The sequence below is a fragment of the Asticcacaulis sp. genome, assembly GCF_035497195.1.
Lineage (GTDB): Bacteria > Pseudomonadota > Alphaproteobacteria > Caulobacterales > Caulobacteraceae > Asticcacaulis.
In genome coordinates, this window is the sequence record NZ_DATJDZ010000023.1 from 88,861 (window position 1) to 107,525 (window position 18,665).

General features: G+C 60.1%; 20 protein-coding genes. 6 read left to right on the forward strand and 14 right to left on the reverse strand.

Annotated features, from left to right (window positions below; translation table 11 throughout):
• Nucleotides 1–4: 4 nt before the first annotated feature.
• From lpdA to VL130_RS14980, 7 genes are all read right to left on the reverse strand, one after another.
• A complete protein-coding gene (gene lpdA, locus VL130_RS14950; RefSeq protein ID WP_325363917.1) occupies nt 5–1,405 on the reverse strand; it encodes a dihydrolipoyl dehydrogenase in 1,401 nt (466 codons plus the stop codon).
• 13 nt (nt 1,406–1,418) lie between these two features.
• Nucleotides 1,419–2,675 (reverse strand): pyruvate dehydrogenase complex dihydrolipoamide acetyltransferase, encoded by a 1,257-nt coding sequence (locus VL130_RS14955; RefSeq protein ID WP_325363919.1) that lies wholly within the window; start codon nt 2,673–2,675, stop codon nt 1,419–1,421.
• A gap of 12 nt (nt 2,676–2,687) precedes the next feature.
• Entirely contained in the window at nt 2,688–4,037 is a 1,350-nt protein-coding gene (locus VL130_RS14960) for a pyruvate dehydrogenase complex E1 component subunit beta (RefSeq protein ID WP_325363921.1), read from the reverse strand.
• 3 nt (nt 4,038–4,040) lie between these two features.
• A complete protein-coding gene (pdhA, locus tag VL130_RS14965) occupies nt 4,041–5,057 on the reverse strand; it encodes a pyruvate dehydrogenase (acetyl-transferring) E1 component subunit alpha (protein ID WP_325363923.1) in 1,017 nt (338 codons plus the stop codon).
• A 153-nt stretch (nt 5,058–5,210) separates the two neighbouring features.
• A complete protein-coding gene (locus VL130_RS14970) occupies nt 5,211–5,501 on the reverse strand; it encodes an FtsB family cell division protein (protein WP_325363925.1) in 291 nt (96 codons plus the stop codon).
• 427 nt (nt 5,502–5,928) lie between these two features.
• A complete protein-coding gene (eno, locus tag VL130_RS14975) occupies nt 5,929–7,206 on the reverse strand; it encodes a phosphopyruvate hydratase (protein ID WP_325363927.1) in 1,278 nt (425 codons plus the stop codon).
• Nucleotides 7,207–7,286: 80 nt separating this feature from the next.
• Nucleotides 7,287–7,802: a hypothetical protein gene (locus VL130_RS14980; RefSeq protein ID WP_325363929.1), complete on the reverse strand. Its 516-nt coding sequence runs from the start codon at nt 7,800–7,802 to the stop codon at nt 7,287–7,289.
• A gap of 159 nt (nt 7,803–7,961) precedes the next feature.
• Here VL130_RS14980 and VL130_RS14985 point away from each other — a divergent pair, with 159 nt between their 5' ends.
• A complete protein-coding gene (locus tag VL130_RS14985; RefSeq protein WP_325363931.1) occupies nt 7,962–8,195 on the forward strand; it encodes a hypothetical protein in 234 nt (77 codons plus the stop codon).
• Nucleotides 8,196–8,315: 120 nt separating this feature from the next.
• Here VL130_RS14985 and rpmF read toward each other — a convergent pair whose 3' ends face one another.
• The 6 genes from rpmF to tpiA form a co-directional block, all read right to left on the reverse strand.
• On the reverse strand, nt 8,316–8,498 hold the full coding sequence (gene rpmF, locus VL130_RS14990) for a 50S ribosomal protein L32 (protein WP_018080198.1): 183 nt from the start codon (nt 8,496–8,498) through the stop codon (nt 8,316–8,318).
• A 156-nt stretch (nt 8,499–8,654) separates the two neighbouring features.
• The gene (locus VL130_RS14995) at nt 8,655–9,179 is read right to left on the reverse strand and encodes a hypothetical protein (RefSeq protein WP_325363934.1); all 525 of its coding nucleotides are present in this window, start codon (nt 9,177–9,179) and stop codon (nt 8,655–8,657) included.
• 52 nt (nt 9,180–9,231) lie between these two features.
• Nucleotides 9,232–9,618: a RidA family protein gene (locus tag VL130_RS15000; RefSeq protein WP_325363936.1), complete on the reverse strand. Its 387-nt coding sequence runs from the start codon at nt 9,616–9,618 to the stop codon at nt 9,232–9,234.
• Between the two features lie 22 nt (nt 9,619–9,640).
• Nucleotides 9,641–11,275 carry a CTP synthase gene (locus VL130_RS15005; RefSeq protein ID WP_325363938.1) on the reverse strand — a complete coding sequence of 545 codons (1,635 nt, stop codon included), beginning with the start codon at nt 11,273–11,275 and terminating at the stop codon, nt 9,641–9,643.
• Nucleotides 11,276–11,371: 96 nt separating this feature from the next.
• A complete protein-coding gene (gene secG, locus VL130_RS15010; RefSeq protein WP_325363940.1) occupies nt 11,372–11,989 on the reverse strand; it encodes a preprotein translocase subunit SecG in 618 nt (205 codons plus the stop codon).
• Nucleotides 11,990–12,159: 170 nt separating this feature from the next.
• Complete coding sequence (gene tpiA, locus VL130_RS15015) at nt 12,160–12,912, reverse strand: triose-phosphate isomerase (RefSeq protein ID WP_325363942.1); 753 nt, start codon at nt 12,910–12,912, stop codon at nt 12,160–12,162.
• Between tpiA and VL130_RS15020 the strand changes: the two genes are divergently transcribed.
• The 3 genes from VL130_RS15020 (at nt 12,906) to trpE (ending at nt 16,651) form a co-directional block, all read left to right on the forward strand.
• Complete coding sequence (locus VL130_RS15020) at nt 12,906–13,106, forward strand: hypothetical protein (RefSeq protein ID WP_325363944.1); 201 nt, start codon at nt 12,906–12,908, stop codon at nt 13,104–13,106. The two genes, tpiA and VL130_RS15020, sit on opposite strands and share 7 nt — an antisense overlap.
• A 102-nt stretch (nt 13,107–13,208) precedes the next feature.
• Nucleotides 13,209–15,137, forward strand: coding sequence for a peptidylprolyl isomerase (locus tag VL130_RS15025; protein ID WP_325363946.1), 1,929 nt, complete (start codon nt 13,209–13,211; stop codon nt 15,135–15,137).
• Between the two features lie 11 nt (nt 15,138–15,148).
• Nucleotides 15,149–16,651 (forward strand): anthranilate synthase component I, encoded by a 1,503-nt coding sequence (trpE, locus tag VL130_RS15030; RefSeq protein WP_325363948.1) that lies wholly within the window; start codon nt 15,149–15,151, stop codon nt 16,649–16,651.
• On the opposite strand, the gene VL130_RS15035 is transcribed toward trpE, so the two are convergent.
• Nucleotides 16,648–16,941, reverse strand: coding sequence for a hypothetical protein (locus tag VL130_RS15035; RefSeq protein ID WP_325363950.1), 294 nt, complete (start codon nt 16,939–16,941; stop codon nt 16,648–16,650). The genes trpE and VL130_RS15035 overlap by 4 nt on opposite strands.
• A 105-nt stretch (nt 16,942–17,046) precedes the next feature.
• Here VL130_RS15035 and VL130_RS15040 point away from each other — a divergent pair, with 105 nt between their 5' ends.
• Complete coding sequence (locus VL130_RS15040) at nt 17,047–17,640, forward strand: aminodeoxychorismate/anthranilate synthase component II (protein ID WP_325363952.1); 594 nt, start codon at nt 17,047–17,049, stop codon at nt 17,638–17,640.
• Entirely contained in the window at nt 17,633–18,649 is a 1,017-nt protein-coding gene (gene trpD, locus VL130_RS15045) for an anthranilate phosphoribosyltransferase (protein ID WP_325363954.1), read from the forward strand. The genes VL130_RS15040 and trpD overlap by 8 nt, the downstream gene beginning before the upstream one ends.
• The last annotated feature ends 16 nt before the right edge of the window (nt 18,650–18,665 follow it).

Genomic DNA, 18,665 nt, shown 5'->3' on the forward strand with positions numbered 1-18,665 from the left:
TTCTTTACAGATTTATCATCCGGCCATCAGCATCAAGCGACGCTTCTAGGATGGCTTCCGACATGGTCGGGTGCGGGAAGACCGTGCCTTGCAGGTCTTCTTCCGTCGCTTCCATGGTGATCGCCAGGCAAAAGCCCTGCACCATTTCCGTGACGTTCGAGCCGATCAGGTGCGCGCCCAGAAGCGCGCCGGTCTTCTTGTCGAAGATCACCTTCACGAAGCCACCCGGTTCGCCGGCGGCGATCGCCTTGCCGTTGGCCTTGAAGGGGAAGCGGCCGATCTTGATGTCCAGACCCTTTTCCTTGGCGCCCTGCTCGGTGATGCCGACAGACGCGACTTCCGGCGTGGCGTAGGTGCAGCCAGGGATCGGTGGGTTGAGGTTCGACAGCTTCTTGCCAGCGATATAATCGACCGCATGGATGGCTTCGTGCGAGGCCTTGTGCGCCAGCCAGGGCGGCCCGGCGCAGTCGCCGATAGCGTACAGGCCCTTGACGTTGGTCTTGCCGTGGCTGTCGTTCTTGAGGTGACCGCGGTCCATCTCGACGCCAAGCTTTTCCAGACCGAGGTTTTCGGTGTTGGCGACGATACCGACCGCGACGATGCAGCCTTCGGCCTCCAGCACTTCGGCCTTGCCGCCGACCTCGACCGAGACCTTGACGCCGGAAGCCGACTTCTCGACCTTGGTCACCTTGGCGCCGATGCGGAACTTGAAGCCGCGCTTTTCAAAGGCCTTCTGGGCCTCTGCGGAAACTTCCTTATCCTCGACCGGCAGGATGCGATCGAGCGCTTCTACGACTGTAACTTCCGCGCCTAAAGACCTGTAAAAGCTGGCGAATTCGATACCGATGGCGCCAGAGCCGATGACGACCAGCGACTTCGGCATACGACTGGGCGACAGGGCGTTGCGATAGGTCCAGATGCGGTCGCCGTCCGAAACCGCGCCAATGGCGGGAATTTCACGGGCGCGCGCGCCAACGGCCAGCATCACGTTCTTGGCCTCGACGACCTGCTCACCGCCCTTGTTGAGCTTGACGGTGACCTTGGGCGCGTCCTTGCCCGGTGACAGCGTGGCGAAGCCTTCGATCACATCGATCTTGTTCTTCTTCATCAGGTAGCCGACGCCGCTGTTGAGCTGCTTGGCCACATCGCGTGAACGGGCGATGACCTTCTCAAAATCGAAACCAGGCTTTTCGCCGGTCAGGCCGTAATCACCGAGGTGATTGATCTTATCGAACACTTCGGCCGATTTCAGCAGCGCCTTAGTGGGGATACACCCCCAGTTCAGGCAGATGCCGCCGAGCAATTCGCGCTCGACAATAGCGACCTTGAGGCCGTTTTGTGAGGCGCGGATAGCGCCTTCATAACCGCCGGGACCGGAACCGATAACAACGAGATCATATGTCATTTAAATCAGTTCCTTACGCCAGCATCTTGATAGGATCTTCGAGCAGGTTCTTCAGCGCGTTGATATATTTCGCGCCAATGGAACCGTCGACAACGCGGTGATCGCAGGTCAGGGTCACGGTCATGACCGTGGCCACAGCCAGTGCGCCGTTCTTGACGACCGGACGCTGTTCGCCCGCGCCGACCGACAGGATGCAGCCTTGCGGTTCGTTGATGATCGAGGCGAACTGCTTGATGCCGAACATGCCGAGGTTGGACACCGAGAAGGTGCCGCCCTGGAATTCTTCGGGTTTCAGCTTCATGTCACGTGCGCGCGCGGCCAGATCCTTGGTCTCTTTCGCAATCTGCGACAGCGACTTGGTTTCGGCCTTGCGGATGATTGGGGTGATCAGCCCGCCATCGATGGCTACGGCCATGGCGACATCGGCATTGTGGTGCAGGGCGATGCCTTCCGGTGTGAAGGACGCATTGGCCTCCGGCACGGCCTTGAGCGCCAGCGCGACGGCCTTGATGACGATATCATTGACCGACACCTTCACACCCTGGGATTCCAGCGCGGTGTTGATCTTGGTGCGCGCCGCCAGCAGGTTGTCGAGCTCGATATCAATGGTCAGCGGGAAGTGCGGGATATCGCGGAAGCTTTCAGTCAGGCGGCGGGCGATGACCTTGCGCATATTGTTGAGCGGCACGAGATCATAGGAACCGGCAGGAATACCCATCTGCTCCAGCGACTGCACCTTGCGCGGTTCAGCAGCAGCGGTAGACGCAGCCGAAGCCGCCTTGCCCGTACCACCAGCCAGGGTGGCTTCGATATCACGCTTGATCACGCGGCCATGCGGACCGGAGCCGGGAATGGCTTTCAGATCGAGCTTGTTCATCTCGGCCAGACGACGCGCCAGCGGCGAAGCGGCAACGCGAGCACCAGCAGCAGGCGCCGAGGCGACAGGTGCCGGTGTCGATGCAGCAGCGACCTTGGGTGCCTCTGTCTTGGGAGTCTCAGCGGCTGGCGCGGCTTTCGGCGCCGGCTTGGCGTCGCCGCCCGAAAGGCGAGCGATCGGCGTGTTGACCTTCACGCCTTCGGTACCGGCCTCGACGAGGATGGCCTCGATCGTGCCTTCATCAACGGCTTCAACTTCCATCGTCGCCTTGTCGGTTTCGATTTCCGCGATCACGTCACCGGCGGCGACGGTATCGCCGACCTTGACGTGCCACTTGGCCAGAATGCCCTCTTCCATCGTAGGCGAAAGGGCCGGCATCAATATATCAGTCATGCTGGGCTTTCCTTACTTGTACGAGACTTGGCGAACGGCGGCGATGATTTTTTCGACGCTGGGCACGGTCATGGCTTCGAGATTGGCGGCGTAAGGCATCGGCACGTCTTCCTGGTGGACACGAGCCGGCGGGGCATCGAGATCATCGAAGGCTTCGGCCGTTACGCGTGCGGCGATTTCAGCGCCGACGCCCATCGGACCCCAGCCTTCTTCGACCGTCACCAGTCGGTTGGTCTTGCGAACCGAAGCGATCACCGTGTCGGTATCCAGCGGACGCAGGGTGCGCAGGTTGACGACTTCGGCATCGATGCCTTCAGCGGCCAGTTGCTCAGCGGCCTTGAGGGCGAAACCGACCATACGCGAGTGCGCGACGATGGTGACGTCCTTGCCTTCTTTCTGGATCTTGGCCTTGCCGATCGGCAGGACGAAATCATCGCCCTCGGCCGGAATGTCGAATTCGAGGCCGTACATCATTTCGTGCTCAAGGAACACGACCGGGTTCGGATCGCGGATGGCGGCTTTCAGCAGGCCCTTGGCGTCTGCGGCATCATAAGGCGCGATGACCTTGAGGCCGGGGATCTGTGCGTACCAGGCGCTGTAGTCCTGGCTGTGCTGGGCGCCAACGCGGGCGGCCGCGCCATTCGGACCGCGGTACACGATAGACGACTTGATCTGGCCGCCAGACATATAGAGGGTCTTGGCGGACGAATTCAGAATATGGTCAATGGCTTGCATGGCGAAGTTAAACGTCATGAACTCGATGATCGGCTTGAGGCCGGCCATCGCCGAGCCAGCACCGATGCCGGCGAAGCCCATTTCGGTGATCGGCGTATCGATGACGCGACGCTCGCCGAACTCTTCCAGCAGACCACGCGACACCTTGTACGCGCCTTGGTACTGCGCGACCTCTTCGCCCATCAGGAAGACCTTGTCGTCCCGGCGCATTTCTTCCGCCATGGCGTCACGCAGCGCATCGCGCACGGTGATCTTCACGGTCGGTGTGCCTTCAGGCCAATCGGGCTTCGATTCGATGGGCGCCGCGACAGGCTTGGCGGCCGCAGGTGCAGGTTCAGCGGCAGGCGCTTCGGCTTTCGTTTCGGCCGGTGCCGGCGCGGGGGATGAAATCCCACCTTCCAGACGAGCGATCGGCGTATTGACCTTGACGCCTTCGGTGCCGGCCTCAACCAGCAGGGCTTCGATCTTGCCTTCATCGACGGCTTCGACTTCCATCGTCGCCTTGTCGGTTTCGATTTCGGCGATCACGTCGCCGGCGGATACGGTGTCGCCAACCTTGACGAGCCATTTGGCGAGGGTGCCCTCCTCCATCGTGGGGGAGAGCGCGGGCATAAGAATATCTGTCATGGATCAGGCTTCCAAATAGACGTCGGTATACAGTTCGGACGGATCGGGTTCAGGGCTGGTCTGGGCGAAATCTACCGCTTCCAGCACAATGGCCTTAATCTCGTTGTCGATCGTCTTGATCGCATCTTCGGTAATGCCGGCTTGTTCCAACATGGTCTTGATATGGTCGATCGGATCGCGGGTCTTCTTGACGTCGTCAACCTCTTCCTTGGAACGGTACTTGGCCGGATCTGACATCGAGTGACCGCGATACCGGTAGGTCTTCATTTCGAGGATGTAGGGACCATTGCCGGAACGGGCATGTTCGGCGGCGCGTTCGGCGGCTTCCTTCACCGCGAAGACGTCCATGCCATCGACCATCTCTCCGGGGATGCCGAACGAGGCGCCGCGCTGCGACAGGTTGACCGTGGCCGAGGCGCGGGCCAGCGAGGTGCCCATGGCGTATTCGTTGTTCTCGATCACGTAGACGACCGGCAGCTTCCACAGCTGGGCCATGTTGAAGCTCTCGTAAACCTGGCCCTGGTTGGCGGCGCCGTCACCGAAATAGGTGAAAGAGACATTGCCATTCTGCTTGTAGAAGTCAGCGAAGGCCAGACCGGTGCCAAGCGACACCTGCGCCCCGACAATGCCGTGGCCGCCGAAGAAGCCGGCTTCAACGTCAAACATGTGCATCGAACCGCCCTTGCCTTTCGACGAACCGCCGGAACGCCCGGTCAGCTCGGCCATGACAGCCTTGGGGTCCATGCCGGCGGCCAGCATATGGCCGTGGTCGCGGTAACCGGTGATAACCTGATCGCCATCCTTCGAGGCGGCTTCCATGCCGACCGCGACGGCTTCCTGGCCGATATAAAGGTGGCAGAAACCGCCGATCAGGCCCATGCCGTAGAGCTGGCCGGCGCGCTCTTCAAAGCGGCGGATCAGCACCATCTGGCGGTAATATTTCAGCAGGTCGTCTTTGGAGACATTGCTCAGCTTTTTGCCACTATCGGTCTTGCTGTCTTTCTGGGCGGCACGCGCCATGGACATCTCCCATAACAAAAACTATGGCCAATTTAATTCTGGCCTTGAAACATAGCAGCACTCTGCGCCCGCGTGGAACGTCCGGCGCAGAGCAAATCAAAGGCACACTTCCTTTATGAGAAGCCTGCCTTCGCGTAAAGAGCTAAAGACAGGTCAGGAGCTGGCGTTCTGGACGATAGGGCCACGAATAACGTAGGCTTTCGGCTCGGAAAGGCCAAGCAGTACGCGGGCACGCTCTTCAAGCAAATCCCTGGACAGATTATCCGTGCGCAAGTATTTGGCGCGCGCTTCAAGATCAGCATGTTCCGTTTTAAGTTGTGCGAGTTTCTGCTCCTTCACAACCATGTCCCGGTTACGCGATTCCTGTGAAAAGAATCCTTTGTCGCCGGTCAGGTACTGAACGCATACATAGGTCAGCACAAGCGTAATAATAGCGGTGGGCAAATAAGGCCTCAGACGGAAAAACACTACTAAAGCCCTTTCTGGACTGCGCTAACACTTGATGGCCATTTCTGAGCCTTTGCGGTTAACATAGTGTTACGAAACATGTCAGGGCGCATAGAAGAATTTATCTCTGATGGTTTTTGAAAAGTCTGACTAATCACGGCGTTTTTATCTTTATTGTCAAAAAGTGAGCATCGATGACAACAGCGCCGCCGGACGCCATTCGTTTACAGATCAACCATAAACCAATATTGGTTAATGAAGGCTGAGTTTTGCGCTGTCGGGCTAGGGGGGGGTGGCTCGGCGCCACCGGAGCCTGCGGCCCAAGATTTCATCTTAATCCAATAAAAAACCTCGCCAAAATCTGGCGAGGTTTTTTATTGGAAAAAGTAAGGTTTGTGGGGTCACAGACCCCACGCCCCGTAACTTAACAACGGATAACCGACACGCCGGCATAAACCGCTTCATCATCGAGTTGCGCTTCGATACGCAAGAGTTGGTTGTACTTCGCCGTGCGGTCCGAACGGGCCAGCGAACCGGTCTTGATCTGACCGCAGTTCATCGCCACGGCCAGATCGGCGATGGTCGAATCCTCGGTTTCACCCGAACGGTGCGACATCACCGAGGTGTAGCCGGCGCGATGCGCCATATCAACGGCGTCCATCGTTTCCGACAAGGTGCCGATCTGGTTGACCTTGACCAGGATCGAGTTGGCCATGCCCTCGACAATGCCGGTTTCCAGACGGTCCGGATTGGTGACGAAGAGATCGTCGCCCACAAGCTGGATGCGGTCGCCCAGGCGCTCGGTCAGTTCCTTCCAGCCTTCGTAGTCATCCTCCGACATGCCGTCCTCGATCGAGCAGATCGGGAACTTGTTGGCGAGGTTTTCGAGGTAATCAACCATCTCAACCGGCGTGAGTATCTTGCCCTCGCCCTCCATGTGATACTTGCCGTCCTTGAAGAATTCGGTCGAAGCCACGTCCATCGCAAGCCAGAAGTCCGAACCGGCCTTGTAACCGGCCTGCTCGCCCGCCTTCATGATGAAGGTCAGGGCGTCCTCGGCCGAAGCCAGGTTCGGGGCGAAACCGCCTTCATCACCGACATTGGTGTTGTGACCGGCCGCTTTCAGGCCCTTCTTCAGCGCATGGAAGATTTCCGCGCCCATGCGCAGGGCTTCCGAGAACGATTCAGCGCCGGCCGGCACGATCATGAATTCCTGGATGTCGATGGGGTTATCAGCATGAGCGCCGCCATTGATGATGTTCATCAGCGGCACTGGCAGGACACGCGCGCCAAGTCCGCCGACGTACTTGTAAAGCGGCAGGCCCGAAGCTTGCGCCGCCGCACGGGCGACGGCCAGCGACACGCCGAGGATGGCGTTGGCGCCGAGGCGCGACTTGTTGGGCGTGCCGTCGAGATTGATCAGCGCCTGGTCGAGGCGGCGCTGGTCGAGCGCTTCAAAGCCGGCGATGGCCTCGAAGATTTCGCCGTTGACGGCATCAACCGCCTTACGGACGCCCTTGCCGCCGTAGCGCTTCATATCGCCGTCACGCAGCTCGGTGGCCTCGTGCGCCCCCGTCGAGGCGCCGGAGGGCACAGCCGCGCGGCCAAACGAGCCGTCATCGAGAGTGACATCGACTTCGACCGTGGGGTTGCCACGGGAGTCGAGGATTTCGCGGGCGACGACGTCGATAATTTCGGGCATGGGGAATCCTGCTATGTGAAACGTTCTGAAAGGCACGGCTGCATTAGCAAGGTGCGCTTCCGATGACAAGCGCAGATCGGTCAGGGCGCGATGCTGTAGCCATCCGCCGGCGAGACCCACAGCATGACCTGATCCTGATCGGGCTTTGGCGCGCCGTCGAGCGTCGCCTTGGCCACCAGATTGCCGCCGGACTGGACATAGGCAGTGCAGATTTCATGGCCAACGACCGATGTCATTCCCGAAGCAATCCGCGCCAGCACCGGACCGGCCTGCGCCTCCGGCACATCGGTGCCATTCACGGTCAGGCGGGCGCTGGTGATGTTTTCCTCGCGGATCGTACCGCAGACCGCACCGTTCTTCACCTGCACATTGGTGTTCATTTCCAGGATGGCGGGCGGGCTTTTGGAGATCAGAACGGTCGCCTTGTTGGTGAAGCCTCCGTCGGCATTGAGGTGATAGGTCGCCATCGAAGAACAGGTCTTCACCGCCGTGTCGGGCACATAACACTGCGCCATGCCCTTGCCCGCCGGCGCCAGCGGCCCGATATAGGCGTTTGTGGAAGAAACGGCGGCTGCCGCGAGTAAAGCCAGGAACATCGGATAACGCCTCATTTATCAGTGAAACGCGGACAGGCCGCAGTTGCACGCAATAAGACGGCGATGATTGTTCATTTTATGACGGAAACAATGACTCGTGTGTCGCATTGAACTCTTATGCGGCTTGACGAAAACTACCTCGATCCGAGGGAGACCACCATGACCGACACAGAGACTTTGAAAGATGGAGACCGGGTAAGCCACGAGACAAAAGGGCTCGGCACCGTCAGGCTGCAAACCCGCGATGTCCTAGTGTCCGAGACCGCCGCGCCCGAAACGCCCGATACGGTCCATGTCGTCTGGGACGATGATCGATTCCCGGTAGGCAATGTGCCGCGCACCGAACTGGAAAAGGTGCCGGACGCCGCCGCGGCGATATCGACCGGCGTTTGAAACGTAGAATTTCCAAAGGGACGCGAAAAAACGCGGCTCCGTTTCCGAAACCGCGTTCAAATTTCTGCTTTTTATTTTGCCGCCGTCTTTTGGCAGACGGCTGAAGCTAAACCCGCAGGCTTAGTCCTTCTTCGGCGTAATAACCTGGCGGCCCTTGTACATGCCAGTCTTCAGATCGACATGGTGAGGACGGCGCAGTTCGCCGGTGTCCTTGTCTTCGGTGTAGGCATTGGGGCCCAGCGCATCATGCGAACGACGCATATTGCGGCGTGAGGGCGAAACTTTACGCTTGGGAACGGCCATTTCCGTGTCTCTCTTAAGGATCAAAGGCCTGGACCGCACAAGCAATCAGGCACAAATAAGGTTACGACGCACAATTCAGGTGAGTCAGAAGGCGCGCCTTATGCCTCATGTTCGCTGAGGGATCAAGGGATAATCGCCCGAAAACAGCGATTTTCCTCAATCCAGACCGTTGGCGCGACGGGCTTCCGCCAGTGGATCGGTCTCCGGCCTGCCCTTGCGTATCTGGCTTTCGATTTGCAACCTAGCCCCATCAAGCCCTGCCTTGTCAAAGGATTTGGGCGAAACCAGCCGCCGGCCGTCTTTCAGGATGATGATCCAGCCATGCGTGACGCTGTTGCCCTGACGCTCATGATCGTAGCTTTCCGGCGTCAGTTCGTGGATATCCTCGGCTCTTATGTGCAGCGTTTTCCGCCACGAGGTCAGGCTCAACAGCCGGATACGAATCTGCCCGTCAGACACATGCCACTCACGATGACGGCCGATACAGGCCCACAGAATGATCCCCGCCGCCAATGGCAAGGCAATCACATTGATCAGGACAAAACCAAACGGCGGCAGCTTGCCCGCCGCGATCAATGCCCAGTCATGATAATCGCTGCTGATCGCCGCCACAGCCAGGGTGATTCCGACCACGATATAGAGAAAACGCGGCAACAGCCCCAATTCGTCTTTCAATGTCATGACAGCCTCCCCCTTATCGCCAGTATAGCGGCAAATGGCAGGCTTGTCAGGATCACTCTTCGATTTGGGCCGACGCCTCGATCTCGACCAGCCATTCCGGATTGATCAGGGCACTGGTGCCGATAAAGCTCGACGCCGGACGGATCTCACCAAAGATTTCACCGTGGGCGCGGGCGGCGTCCTTCCACAGGCTCATATCGGTCAGGAATATCCGCGTGCGGATGATGTCGGAGGCCGTGCCACCGGCGTCCTCCACCGCCTTGATGATGATGCCGAGCACAGTTTTGGTCTGGGCATAGCAGTCGCCGACACCGGCTGTCTGGCCGTTCACAACCGGCGCTGTGCCGGAAACCTCGATACGGTTGCCCGAACGAACGGCACGGGAAAAACCGATTTCAGGCTCAAACGGCGAACCGGAGGTGATCAATTGGCGGCTCATGGGCAATTCCTCAGTTTTCGGTTTAAACCAACCGGCTGCGCACCTTGGCGGCGGCGATAAAGCTCTGGAACAAAGGATGCGGCGCGAACGGCCGCGATTTCAGTTCCGGATGATACTGTACGCCGATAAACCACGGATGCTCCGGGCGCTCGATGATTTCCGGCAGCAGGCCGTCCGGCGACATGCCGGAGAATTTCAGGCCATGCGCTTCCAGGCGCTCAATATAGTCGCGGTTGACTTCATAGCGGTGGCGATGGCGCTCGGAAACGTCCGTTCCGCCATAGATTTCAGCCACTTGGCTGCCTTCCTTCAACTTCGCGTCAAACGCGCCCAGGCGCATGGTGCCGCCGAGATTGCCGCCGGCGGCGCGCTGGGTCAGTTCGTTGCCGTTCAGCCATTCGGTCATCAGGCCGACCACCGGTTCATTGGTGTGACCAAATTCGGTCGACGAGGCGTCTTTTATGCCGGCCAGGTGGCGCGCCGTTTCCAGCACCGCCATCTGCATGCCAAAACAGATGCCGAAATAGGGCACATTATTCTCACGGGCGAAGCGTGCCGCTTCAATCTTGCCCAATGCGCCGCGTTCACCGAAACCGCCGGGCACCAGGATGGCGTGAACATTCTCAAGGCGCTCGATCACCGCATCCGGCGCACCTTCAAAGGTCTCCGATTCAACCCAGTCGATCCTGACCCGCACATTATTGGCCATGCCGCCATGATAAAGCGCTTCAATCAGCGACTTGTAGGCGTCCTTCAGCACCGTGTATTTGCCGACCACCGCAATGGAAACCTCGCCATCGGGAAAGGAATAGCGCTGGGTAATATCCTTCCACATCGACAGATCCGGCGCCGGCGCGTCTTCGATACCGAAAACGCTCAGCACTTCGGTATCAAGGCCCTGCTTGTGGTAATCGAGCGGTACGGCGTAGATATTGTCGGAATCCATCGCCTGGATAACCGCCGTTTCGCGCACATTGCAGAACAGGCCGATCTTGCGGCGCTCTTCCGCGGGAATTTCCTGCTCGCAGCGGCACAGCAGGATATCGGGCTGGATACCGATCGAGCGCAATTCTTTTACCGAGTGCTGGGTCGGCTTGGTCTTCATCTCGCCGGCGGTCTTGACGAACGGCAGCAAGGTCAGGTGGATAAAGCAACACTGATGGCGCGGCAGTTCCTGGCCGAGCTGGCGGATGGCTTCAAAGAACGGCAGGCCTTCGATATCGCCGACCGTGCCGCCGATTTCGACCAGAATGAAATCGGCGTCGCCCTGGTCGGACACCACGAACGACTTGATCTGGTCGGTGACGTGCGGCACCACCTGCACGGTGGCGCCGAGATAGTCGCCACGGCGCTCTTTCTCTATGATGTTGGAATAGATACGGCCAGTGGTGATGTTATCGCTCTTGCGGGCGTTGACCCCGGTAAAGCGCTCATAATGGCCAAGGTCGAGGTCGGTTTCGGCGCCATCGTCGGTAACGAAGACTTCGCCGTGCTGATAGGGCGACATGGTGCCCGGATCAACGTTCAGATAGGGGTCCAGCTTGCGGAGTCGGACTTTGAAGCCTCGCGCCTGGAGCAATGCCCCCAGAGCCGCCGATGCCAAGCCCTTGCCAAGCGAGGAAACCACCCCGCCAGTGATGAAAACGAAACGGGCCATATCAGATAGTTACCATAAAATCAGAGATGACCCACGGAGATCGCTCCCCGTGGGCCGGAAACAGGTTTTAAAATCGCGGGCTTTTAAGCCCAGGAATTATTTCGAGGCCGAAGATGTCGCGGCGCTGGAAGGCGTTGCGGAAGATGGCGTTGCGGAAGACTTGACAGCAGCGGCTGATTTCGGTGCCGCCGAAGACGAAGACGCCCAGATGCCTTCCTTGGCCTGCTCGATCCGCTTTTCCGACACCGAAGCCGCCGAAGAACTGGCCGGCAGCTTGAGCGGCGCAGGCAGAACGGCCGGTTTGGCGTTTACCACCGGCGCGACAGGCGCCACCGCCGAAGAGGCCGGCGTCGCTCCCGCCAGAGGCAGGTCGCTCAGCGACGGCGCGGCCGAAGTGCTGGTCTGCGCGGCGGGCGCTGTCGGTTGTGCCGATGTATTGACCATCAGGCCGCTGGTATCGACCTTATCGACCGCCGAGGTGACGCGTTGCGAATAGTTGCCGACGATGGTCAGGCCGATGGAGTTAGCGAAGAAGACAAAGCCGAGAATCGCCGTCGCCCTGGTGAGCAGGTTGCCGGTACCGCGGGCCGACATAAAGCCGCCACCGCCGCCGCCCATGCCGAGCGCGCCGCCTTCGGAGCGCTGAATGAGAATCAGGCCCGCCATGCTGACGCTGACGAGGATTTGGATAGTCAGAAGAATGGCAAATAACATGTCAGGTCTTTATATTCTCAATCACGGATAAGCGCCCGCTGTCGGGACGCTGCAGCAGGAAGTTGCACGCCCTTAGCATCCCTTCGCGCGAATGGCCATAGGGCAAGGCAGGTTTGCGCACCAGAAATATGATGGACGCGGACAATTGCAAGCCCTTCCATATATATTCATCATACCGGCGCGGTGTCGGCCGCAGCGATGATGGGCATGAAGTCCTCGACGCTCAGCGACGCGCCGCCAACCAGCGCGCCCCCTACCCCTTCCAGCGCCAGCAACTGCCCGGCGTTCGACGCCTTGACCGAGCCGCCGTAAAGCAGGTGCGGCGCGACGCCTGCGCCGAATCGCTGATCGAGATGCCTGCGGATCAACGCAAAGGCTTCGAGAATCTGCGTATCAGTGGCCACAAGCCCCGTGCCGATCGCCCAGACCGGTTCATACGACACCTGGAACGCCTGCCCCTTGAGGTCTTCCGGCAGGCTGTCGGCCAACTGGCGCGACAAGACGGGAATCGTCAGCCCGCCCTGGCGCTGATCGAGCGTTTCTCCGATGCAGATGATCGGTTCAAGCCCGGCCCGCAGCGCCGCCTGAACCTTGCGGGCCACCAGCGCGCATGGCTCCAGATGGCCATGACGGCGCTCGGAATGGCCGAGGATGACCATTGAAGCGCCGGCGTCCTTCAGCATGGCGGCCGAGATATCGCCGGTATAGGCCCCGGAATCGGCATGGTGGCAATCCTGCCCGCCGAGCGCGATATCCGTCCCTTTCAGGACATCGGCCATAAGCGGCAAAAGGGTGGCAGGCGGAAAAAGGGCCACGCGCGCCGAGTGGCTTCGGCTTTGCGCGGCGATTGCTTCGGCAACCTTGAGCGAGGCCTTGACCCCGTTCATTTTCCAGTTGCCCGCGATAAGATGTCGATGTGGCATTATTTCGTCTTATGTTGGTTTTGATTTTTGCCATCGCCTCCCTGAGTTATTCCGGCGGCGCTTCTGGTGAGCGACTGTCCGGCGTCAGGGCGATGCCTGCGCAAAACATAGACTGCCCGATACCCGCAAGCCAAGCGAAACTTCAAACGCAGCCCGGCAAGAAAATCCTTGAAACGAATAAATTCCCTTTGTAACAGCCTTATTCGTGCCGTAAGACACAGCCACATATGGCGGCCTTACGGCTGACTGCGACTTGCGAAGCCCTTTCCAGCCTCGTCCACAGGATAGATATAACGATGATTACCCTCTTCCGAGAATTCACCAAATCCTGGATTTTTAAAGGCCTGATGGTGCTGCTGGTCGCCTCGTTCGCCATTTTCGGTATGCAGGACCTCTTCGGCAAGATGGGCGGCGACAATGTGGTCACCGCCGGAGACCGCACGGTCACCGCCACGCAATTCAAGACGCAGTTCGAGAGCTACAAACAGAGCTATCCGGACCAGCATCAGGGCGAAACCCTGAGCAATGACGCCTTCGTGGAAAATGGCGATCATGTCCGTATGCTGAACGAAATGGCCGACCAGACGGCGTTTTCGGCCTGGCTTGATTCGCTCGGCGTGAAGCCGTCCGCCAAGATGATCGTCGCCGAAATCGCCAAGATCCCGGCCTTTTTCAACAGCGTGACCGGCCGCTTCGACAAGGACACCTACCGCAACATGCTGGCGCGCAACCAGATGACCGAAAAGCAACTGGAAGACAGCATCGCCGACGATATCGCCAGCCAGCAATATATCACCGCCGCCGTCGCCGGCTTCAAGGCGCCGCGCATCTACGCCGCCTCGCAAGCCGCCATGACCCTGCAAAACCGCGACGCCAGCATTTTCGTCATCAACGAAAAAAACATCACCATGCCGGCGCCGCCCACTGACAAGGACCTGACCGACTTCTACAATTCACGCCTCCAGCAATTGCAGATGCCGGAACTGCGTCAGGCTTCGATCGTGCGCTTCGATCCGAATAACTACCTGAAATCGATCTCTATCGACGAAGCCGAAGTACGCAAGCTTTACGACGCCCGCCTGAAAACCCTGGCGACCCCCGAAACGCGCTCCTTCGTGCAAGTGACGACGCAATCCGCGAATGACGCCAACGCCATTTCCGCCGCCCTGAAAAGCGGCCAGACGCCGGAAGCCGCCGCCAAGGCGCACAAGGGTCAGGTCATCACCTACGACCAGAAACCGCAGAGCGCCGTGCCTGACGCCAAGATCGCCGCCGCCGCTTTCGGCCTGAAAACCGGTGAGGTTTCCGGCGCCATCCAGGGCGAACTCGGCTACGCGGTGATCAGGATGGGCGACATCAAAACCGGCGCCACGCCATCCTATGAAAGCGTCCATGCCGAACTGGCGCAGGAATACGTCAAGGAACAGGCCGCCAACCGCGTCAACAAGGACTCCAACGCCTTCTCCGACGCCATCCGCGCCGGCAAGGATTTCGACGCCACGGCCAAGGAACTGGGCCTGACCGTCGTCAAGCTCGAACCCATGACCGTACAGGGCCAGACCAACAACCCGCAGGCCAACTACTCGAAATTCGCCTCGCTGGTGAAGGCCATCTACGACCTGCCCTCCGCCGGTTCAGCTTCCGATGTCGAAGAACTGGGCGAAGGTCAGTATTTCGCCGTCCGTCTCGACGCCGTGAAGCCTGCCGGCGCGCCGCCGCTCGCCCAGATCAAGGGGGAACTGGCGCAGTACTGGATGGCCGAAAAGGTCACGAGCGCTGTCCAGGCCAAGGCCGATGAAGCCCTGGCGCGCCTGAAGAAGGGTGAAACCTTCGCCGCCGTCGCCGCCAGCCTCAATGCCCCGATCAAGCCGCTGAATGGTCTCAACCGCGCCATGATCCAGCAGTCCGGTCTGCCGCAGGCCCTGGCCGGTCGCATCTTCGGCGGTCAGGCCGGTGAGAATTTCACCGCGCCGCTCAATCAGGTCAATATCGCCATCGGCCATATCGATGCGATCCATCAGGCCGATGCGCAGCAGGCCAATGCGATGGCCACCGCCATCCGCGGCCAGATGACGCAAAGCATCCAGCGCGACATCGCCCTGACCACGCGCAATGACGCCCGCACGGTCGTCAAGACGCAGATCTACCCCAATGTCGCCATCGTGGCCCTCGGCGTCACCCCGCCGGACCCGAAGACGATCAAGACTGAAACGAAACTGAAGTGATCGGAGAGGCCGTGACCTTAGCCGCCAGCGAAGGCGCCTTTACAAAAGCCTATGAAGCCGGCAAGCCCTATATCGTTTGCCGTAAGCTGATCGACGACCTGGAAACGCCGGTTTCGGCCTATCTCAAGCTGTCGCGCAACCGCCCCTATTCCTTCCTGTTCGAATCGGTCGAAGGCGGCGCTCTTTCCGGCCGTTACTCGATAATCACCCTGTCGCCTGATCTGGTGTGGCGCTGTTTCGGTGAGAAGGCCGAACTGGCGACCGGCGGCGATATCGCCAAAGCCACCTATACACCGGAAACCAGGCCGACGCTCGACTCCCTGCGCGCGCTCGTCGCCGCCAACCGCATGGATATCCCCGAAGGCCTGCCGCCGATGGTCTCCGGCCTGTTCGGCGTCTTCGGCTATGACATGATCCGCCTGATGGAACCGCTCGGCGCCGCCAATCCCGACCCGCTCAGCCTGCCGGACGCCTGTCTGGTGCGTCCGTCGGTGATCTGCGTCTTCGACAATGTGGCGCATGAAATCCTGCTGGCCAGCCCCGTCTGGCCGGATGATAAGTCGGCACAGGACGCCTACAGCGCGGCGCTTGGTCGCCTTGATGCCGTCGAGTCCGATTTGCGCGTGCCGCTGGCCGCCCAGCCGACGGCGATTGATCACCGTCAGGAACCGTTGATGTCGCCGACCTCGGCGCTCGATTACGGCCGCATGGTCGAGGCGTCAAAAGAATATATCGCCGCCGGTGATATCTTTCAGGTCGTACCGAGTCACCGCTTCGAGGCGCCGTTCAATCTCGATCCGTTCTCGTTCTACCGCTCCTTGCGCCGCCACAACCCGTCGCCCTATCTCTATTACCTGAACTTCGGCGACTTCCAGTTGGCCGGTTCCTCACCGGAAATCCTGGTGCGGGTGCGCGACGGCAAGCTGACCATCCGTCCGATCGCCGGCACCCGTCCGCGCGGCAAGACGCCGGAACAGGACAAGGCGCTGGAAGAGGAACTGCTGGCCGATCCCAAGGAACTGTCCGAACACCTGATGCTGCTCGATCTCGGCCGCAACGATGTCGGCCGCATCGCCAAACCGGCCAGTGTGCGCGTGACTGAAAAGTTCGTCATCGAGCGCTACAGCCACGTCATGCACATCGTCTCGAATGTCGAAGGCGATGCGCCGGATGATATCGACGCGGTGGACGCCCTGCTGGCCGCCTTGCCCGCCGGCACGCTCTCCGGTGCGCCAAAGGTCCGCGCGATGGAGATCATCGACGAGCTGGAATCGGTAAAGCGCGGCGTGCTGTACGGCGGCGGCGCGGGCTATATTTCGAGCGGCGGCAGCGTCGATATCTGTATCGTCCTGCGTACGGCCCTGTTCAAGGACCGGATGATCTATGTCCAGGCCGGCGCCGGTGTGGTGGCCGACAGCGTGCCGCAGACCGAATATGAGGAAACCTGCCACAAGGCGGGCGCGCTCATCAAGGCTGCCCAGGACGCCTGGCGCTACAATTACCAGCAGAACTAGCGCGACTGTTCGGCGCCGAGAAGAACAGCGTCAGTGACCGGCGGTTCCGCGGCGGCGCTGCCGGACAACTCAAAATCCACCTTGTTGACGGGCGCAGTCTGTGTCGTCTCGGTCTTTACCGGCGCAGCCTTAATCGGAACCGGCGCTTTCGTGACGACATAGGCGAGAAACGTCACGGCGCCGATGAAAGCGCAGCCCGCCAGCAGGGGCACATAGCCGGGCCGGCCGTTTCGCGGCTTTTGCAATAACCCCAGCGCCGCACCCAGACGCTCATCGCGAATCGTTTCCATGCTTCCAGATTAGGCATATTTGCCACGACACAAAAGTCTTCTGATGTTTACGCTTGGAAACACTGGCGCTTTTGCTTACATACGCTGCGCAAATGGAGCCTTCCGATGATCCTGGTTATCGATAATTACGACAGCTTTACCTACAATCTCGTCCATTACCTCGCGGAACTGGGCGCGGAGACGCAGGTCTATCGTAATGACGCCCTGAGCGTTCAGGACGCCCTGGCCCTGGCGCCGAAAGCGATACTGCTATCGCCCGGCCCCTGCGCGCCCGATCAGGCCGGCATCTGCCTGCCGCTTTTACGCGCCGCGCCGGAAGACATGCCGGTACTGGGCGTCTGCCTCGGCCATCAATCCATCGGTCAGGCCTATGGCGGCGACGTGATCCGCGCCAAGACCCTGATGCACGGCAAAACCAGCCAGATACATCACAATAATACCGGCATCTTCAAAGACTTGCCCAATCCTTTTACAGCGACACGTTACCATTCGCTGGCCATCAAAAAGGAAACCCTGCCCGCCGATCTGGAAATCACCGCCTGGACCGAAGACGGCGAAATCATGGGCGTGCAGCACAAGACCCGGCCGATTCACGGCGTCCAGTTCCACCCGGAATCGATCGCCACAGAAGGTGGCCACCAACTGCTCGCCAATTTCCTCGACCTCGCCGGTATCGAAAGCCACAATCTCTATGTCTGACGCCTTCAAGCCGCTGCTGGCAAAGCTCGCCGAAGGGCAAAACCTCAACGAGGAAGACGCCGAACAGTTCTTTTCCGCCTGCCTGCGCGGCGAACCGACGCCGGCCCAGGTGGCCGCGGCGGTGACCGCCATTCGTATTCGCGGCGAAACGGTCGGCGAAATTGTCGCCTGCGCCCGCGCCATGCGCAAGGCCGCCATCCATCTCGATCATCCCTATGACGTCATCGATGTTTGTGGCACCGGCGGTGATGGCCTGCATACCCTCAATATCTCCACGGCGGTGGGTTTCGTCGCGGCCGGTGGTGGATTGAAAGTCGCCAAGCACGGCAACCGCGCCATCACCTCAAAATCCGGCACCGCCGATGTGCTGGCGGCGCTGGGCGTCAATCTGGAAGCGACACTCGAACAGCAGCGCAAGGCGCTCGACGAGGCCGGAATCTGCTTCATGTTTGCTCAGTCACATCACGGCGCGATGAAGCATGTTTCGCCGATCCGCCAGCAACTGGGCTTCCGCACGATCTTCAACCTCCTCGGCCCCCTTAGCAACCCTGCCGGCGCCAGGCGTCAGGTGGTCGGTGTGCCGTCGCCGCGCTTCGTCGAACCGATCGCCCAGGCGCTGGGTCAACTTGGCGCGGTCAAGGCCTGGTCGGTGCATGGTTCCGGCCTCGATGAACTGACCACGACCGGTGAAACCGATGTCGCCGAATGGCGTGACGGCTTTGTCCGCCTGTTCAAGATCACGCCGGAAGCCGTCGGCCTGCCGCGTGCGGCCCTGGCCGATATCACTGGCGGCGCACCTGAATACAACGCGGCTGAACTGTCCGCCCTGCTCGACGGCAAGAAAAGCGCCTACCGCGATATCGTCATGCTCAATGCGGCGGCGGCGTTTCTGGTGGCCGACACCGTGGAAACCTTGCGCGAAGGCGTCGAACTGGCCGCCGAGGTCATCGATGACGGCCGGGCAAAAGGCGCGCTCGACACGCTGATCGCCACCACCAAGGCCTCATAACGCAACTGTTGATCCC

What these genes read in the sequence shown, in the direction of transcription:
- VL130_RS15005 (WP_325363938.1), bottom strand. Translation starts at nt 11,275, where the DNA reads ATGGCCCGTTTCGTTTTCATCACTGGCGGGGTGGTTTCCTCGCTTGGC.
- VL130_RS15040 (WP_325363952.1), top strand. Translation starts at nt 17,047, where the DNA reads ATGATCCTGGTTATCGATAATTACGACAGCTTTACCTACAATCTCGTC.
- rpmF (WP_018080198.1), bottom strand. Translation starts at nt 8,498, where the DNA reads ATGGCCGTTCCCAAGCGTAAAGTTTCGCCCTCACGCCGCAATATGCGT.
- VL130_RS14995 (WP_325363934.1), bottom strand. Translation starts at nt 9,179, where the DNA reads ATGACATTGAAAGACGAATTGGGGCTGTTGCCGCGTTTTCTCTATATC.
- VL130_RS14960 (WP_325363921.1), bottom strand. Translation starts at nt 4,037, where the DNA reads ATGACAGATATTCTTATGCCCGCGCTCTCCCCCACGATGGAGGAGGGC.
- VL130_RS15025 (WP_325363946.1), top strand. Translation starts at nt 13,209, where the DNA reads ATGATTACCCTCTTCCGAGAATTCACCAAATCCTGGATTTTTAAAGGC.
- VL130_RS14955 (WP_325363919.1), bottom strand. Translation starts at nt 2,675, where the DNA reads ATGACTGATATATTGATGCCGGCCCTTTCGCCTACGATGGAAGAGGGC.
- eno (WP_325363927.1), bottom strand. Translation starts at nt 7,206, where the DNA reads ATGCCCGAAATTATCGACGTCGTCGCCCGCGAAATCCTCGACTCCCGT.
- trpD (WP_325363954.1), top strand. Translation starts at nt 17,633, where the DNA reads ATGTCTGACGCCTTCAAGCCGCTGCTGGCAAAGCTCGCCGAAGGGCAA.
- VL130_RS15035 (WP_325363950.1), bottom strand. Translation starts at nt 16,941, where the DNA reads ATGGAAACGATTCGCGATGAGCGTCTGGGTGCGGCGCTGGGGTTATTG.
- tpiA (WP_325363942.1), bottom strand. Translation starts at nt 12,912, where the DNA reads ATGCCACATCGACATCTTATCGCGGGCAACTGGAAAATGAACGGGGTC.
- VL130_RS14980 (WP_325363929.1), bottom strand. Translation starts at nt 7,802, where the DNA reads ATGTTCCTGGCTTTACTCGCGGCAGCCGCCGTTTCTTCCACAAACGCC.
- VL130_RS15000 (WP_325363936.1), bottom strand. Translation starts at nt 9,618, where the DNA reads ATGAGCCGCCAATTGATCACCTCCGGTTCGCCGTTTGAGCCTGAAATC.
- VL130_RS14985 (WP_325363931.1), top strand. Translation starts at nt 7,962, where the DNA reads ATGACCGACACAGAGACTTTGAAAGATGGAGACCGGGTAAGCCACGAG.
- secG (WP_325363940.1), bottom strand. Translation starts at nt 11,989, where the DNA reads ATGTTATTTGCCATTCTTCTGACTATCCAAATCCTCGTCAGCGTCAGC.
- lpdA (WP_325363917.1), bottom strand. Translation starts at nt 1,405, where the DNA reads ATGACATATGATCTCGTTGTTATCGGTTCCGGTCCCGGCGGTTATGAA.
- pdhA (WP_325363923.1), bottom strand. Translation starts at nt 5,057, where the DNA reads ATGGCGCGTGCCGCCCAGAAAGACAGCAAGACCGATAGTGGCAAAAAG.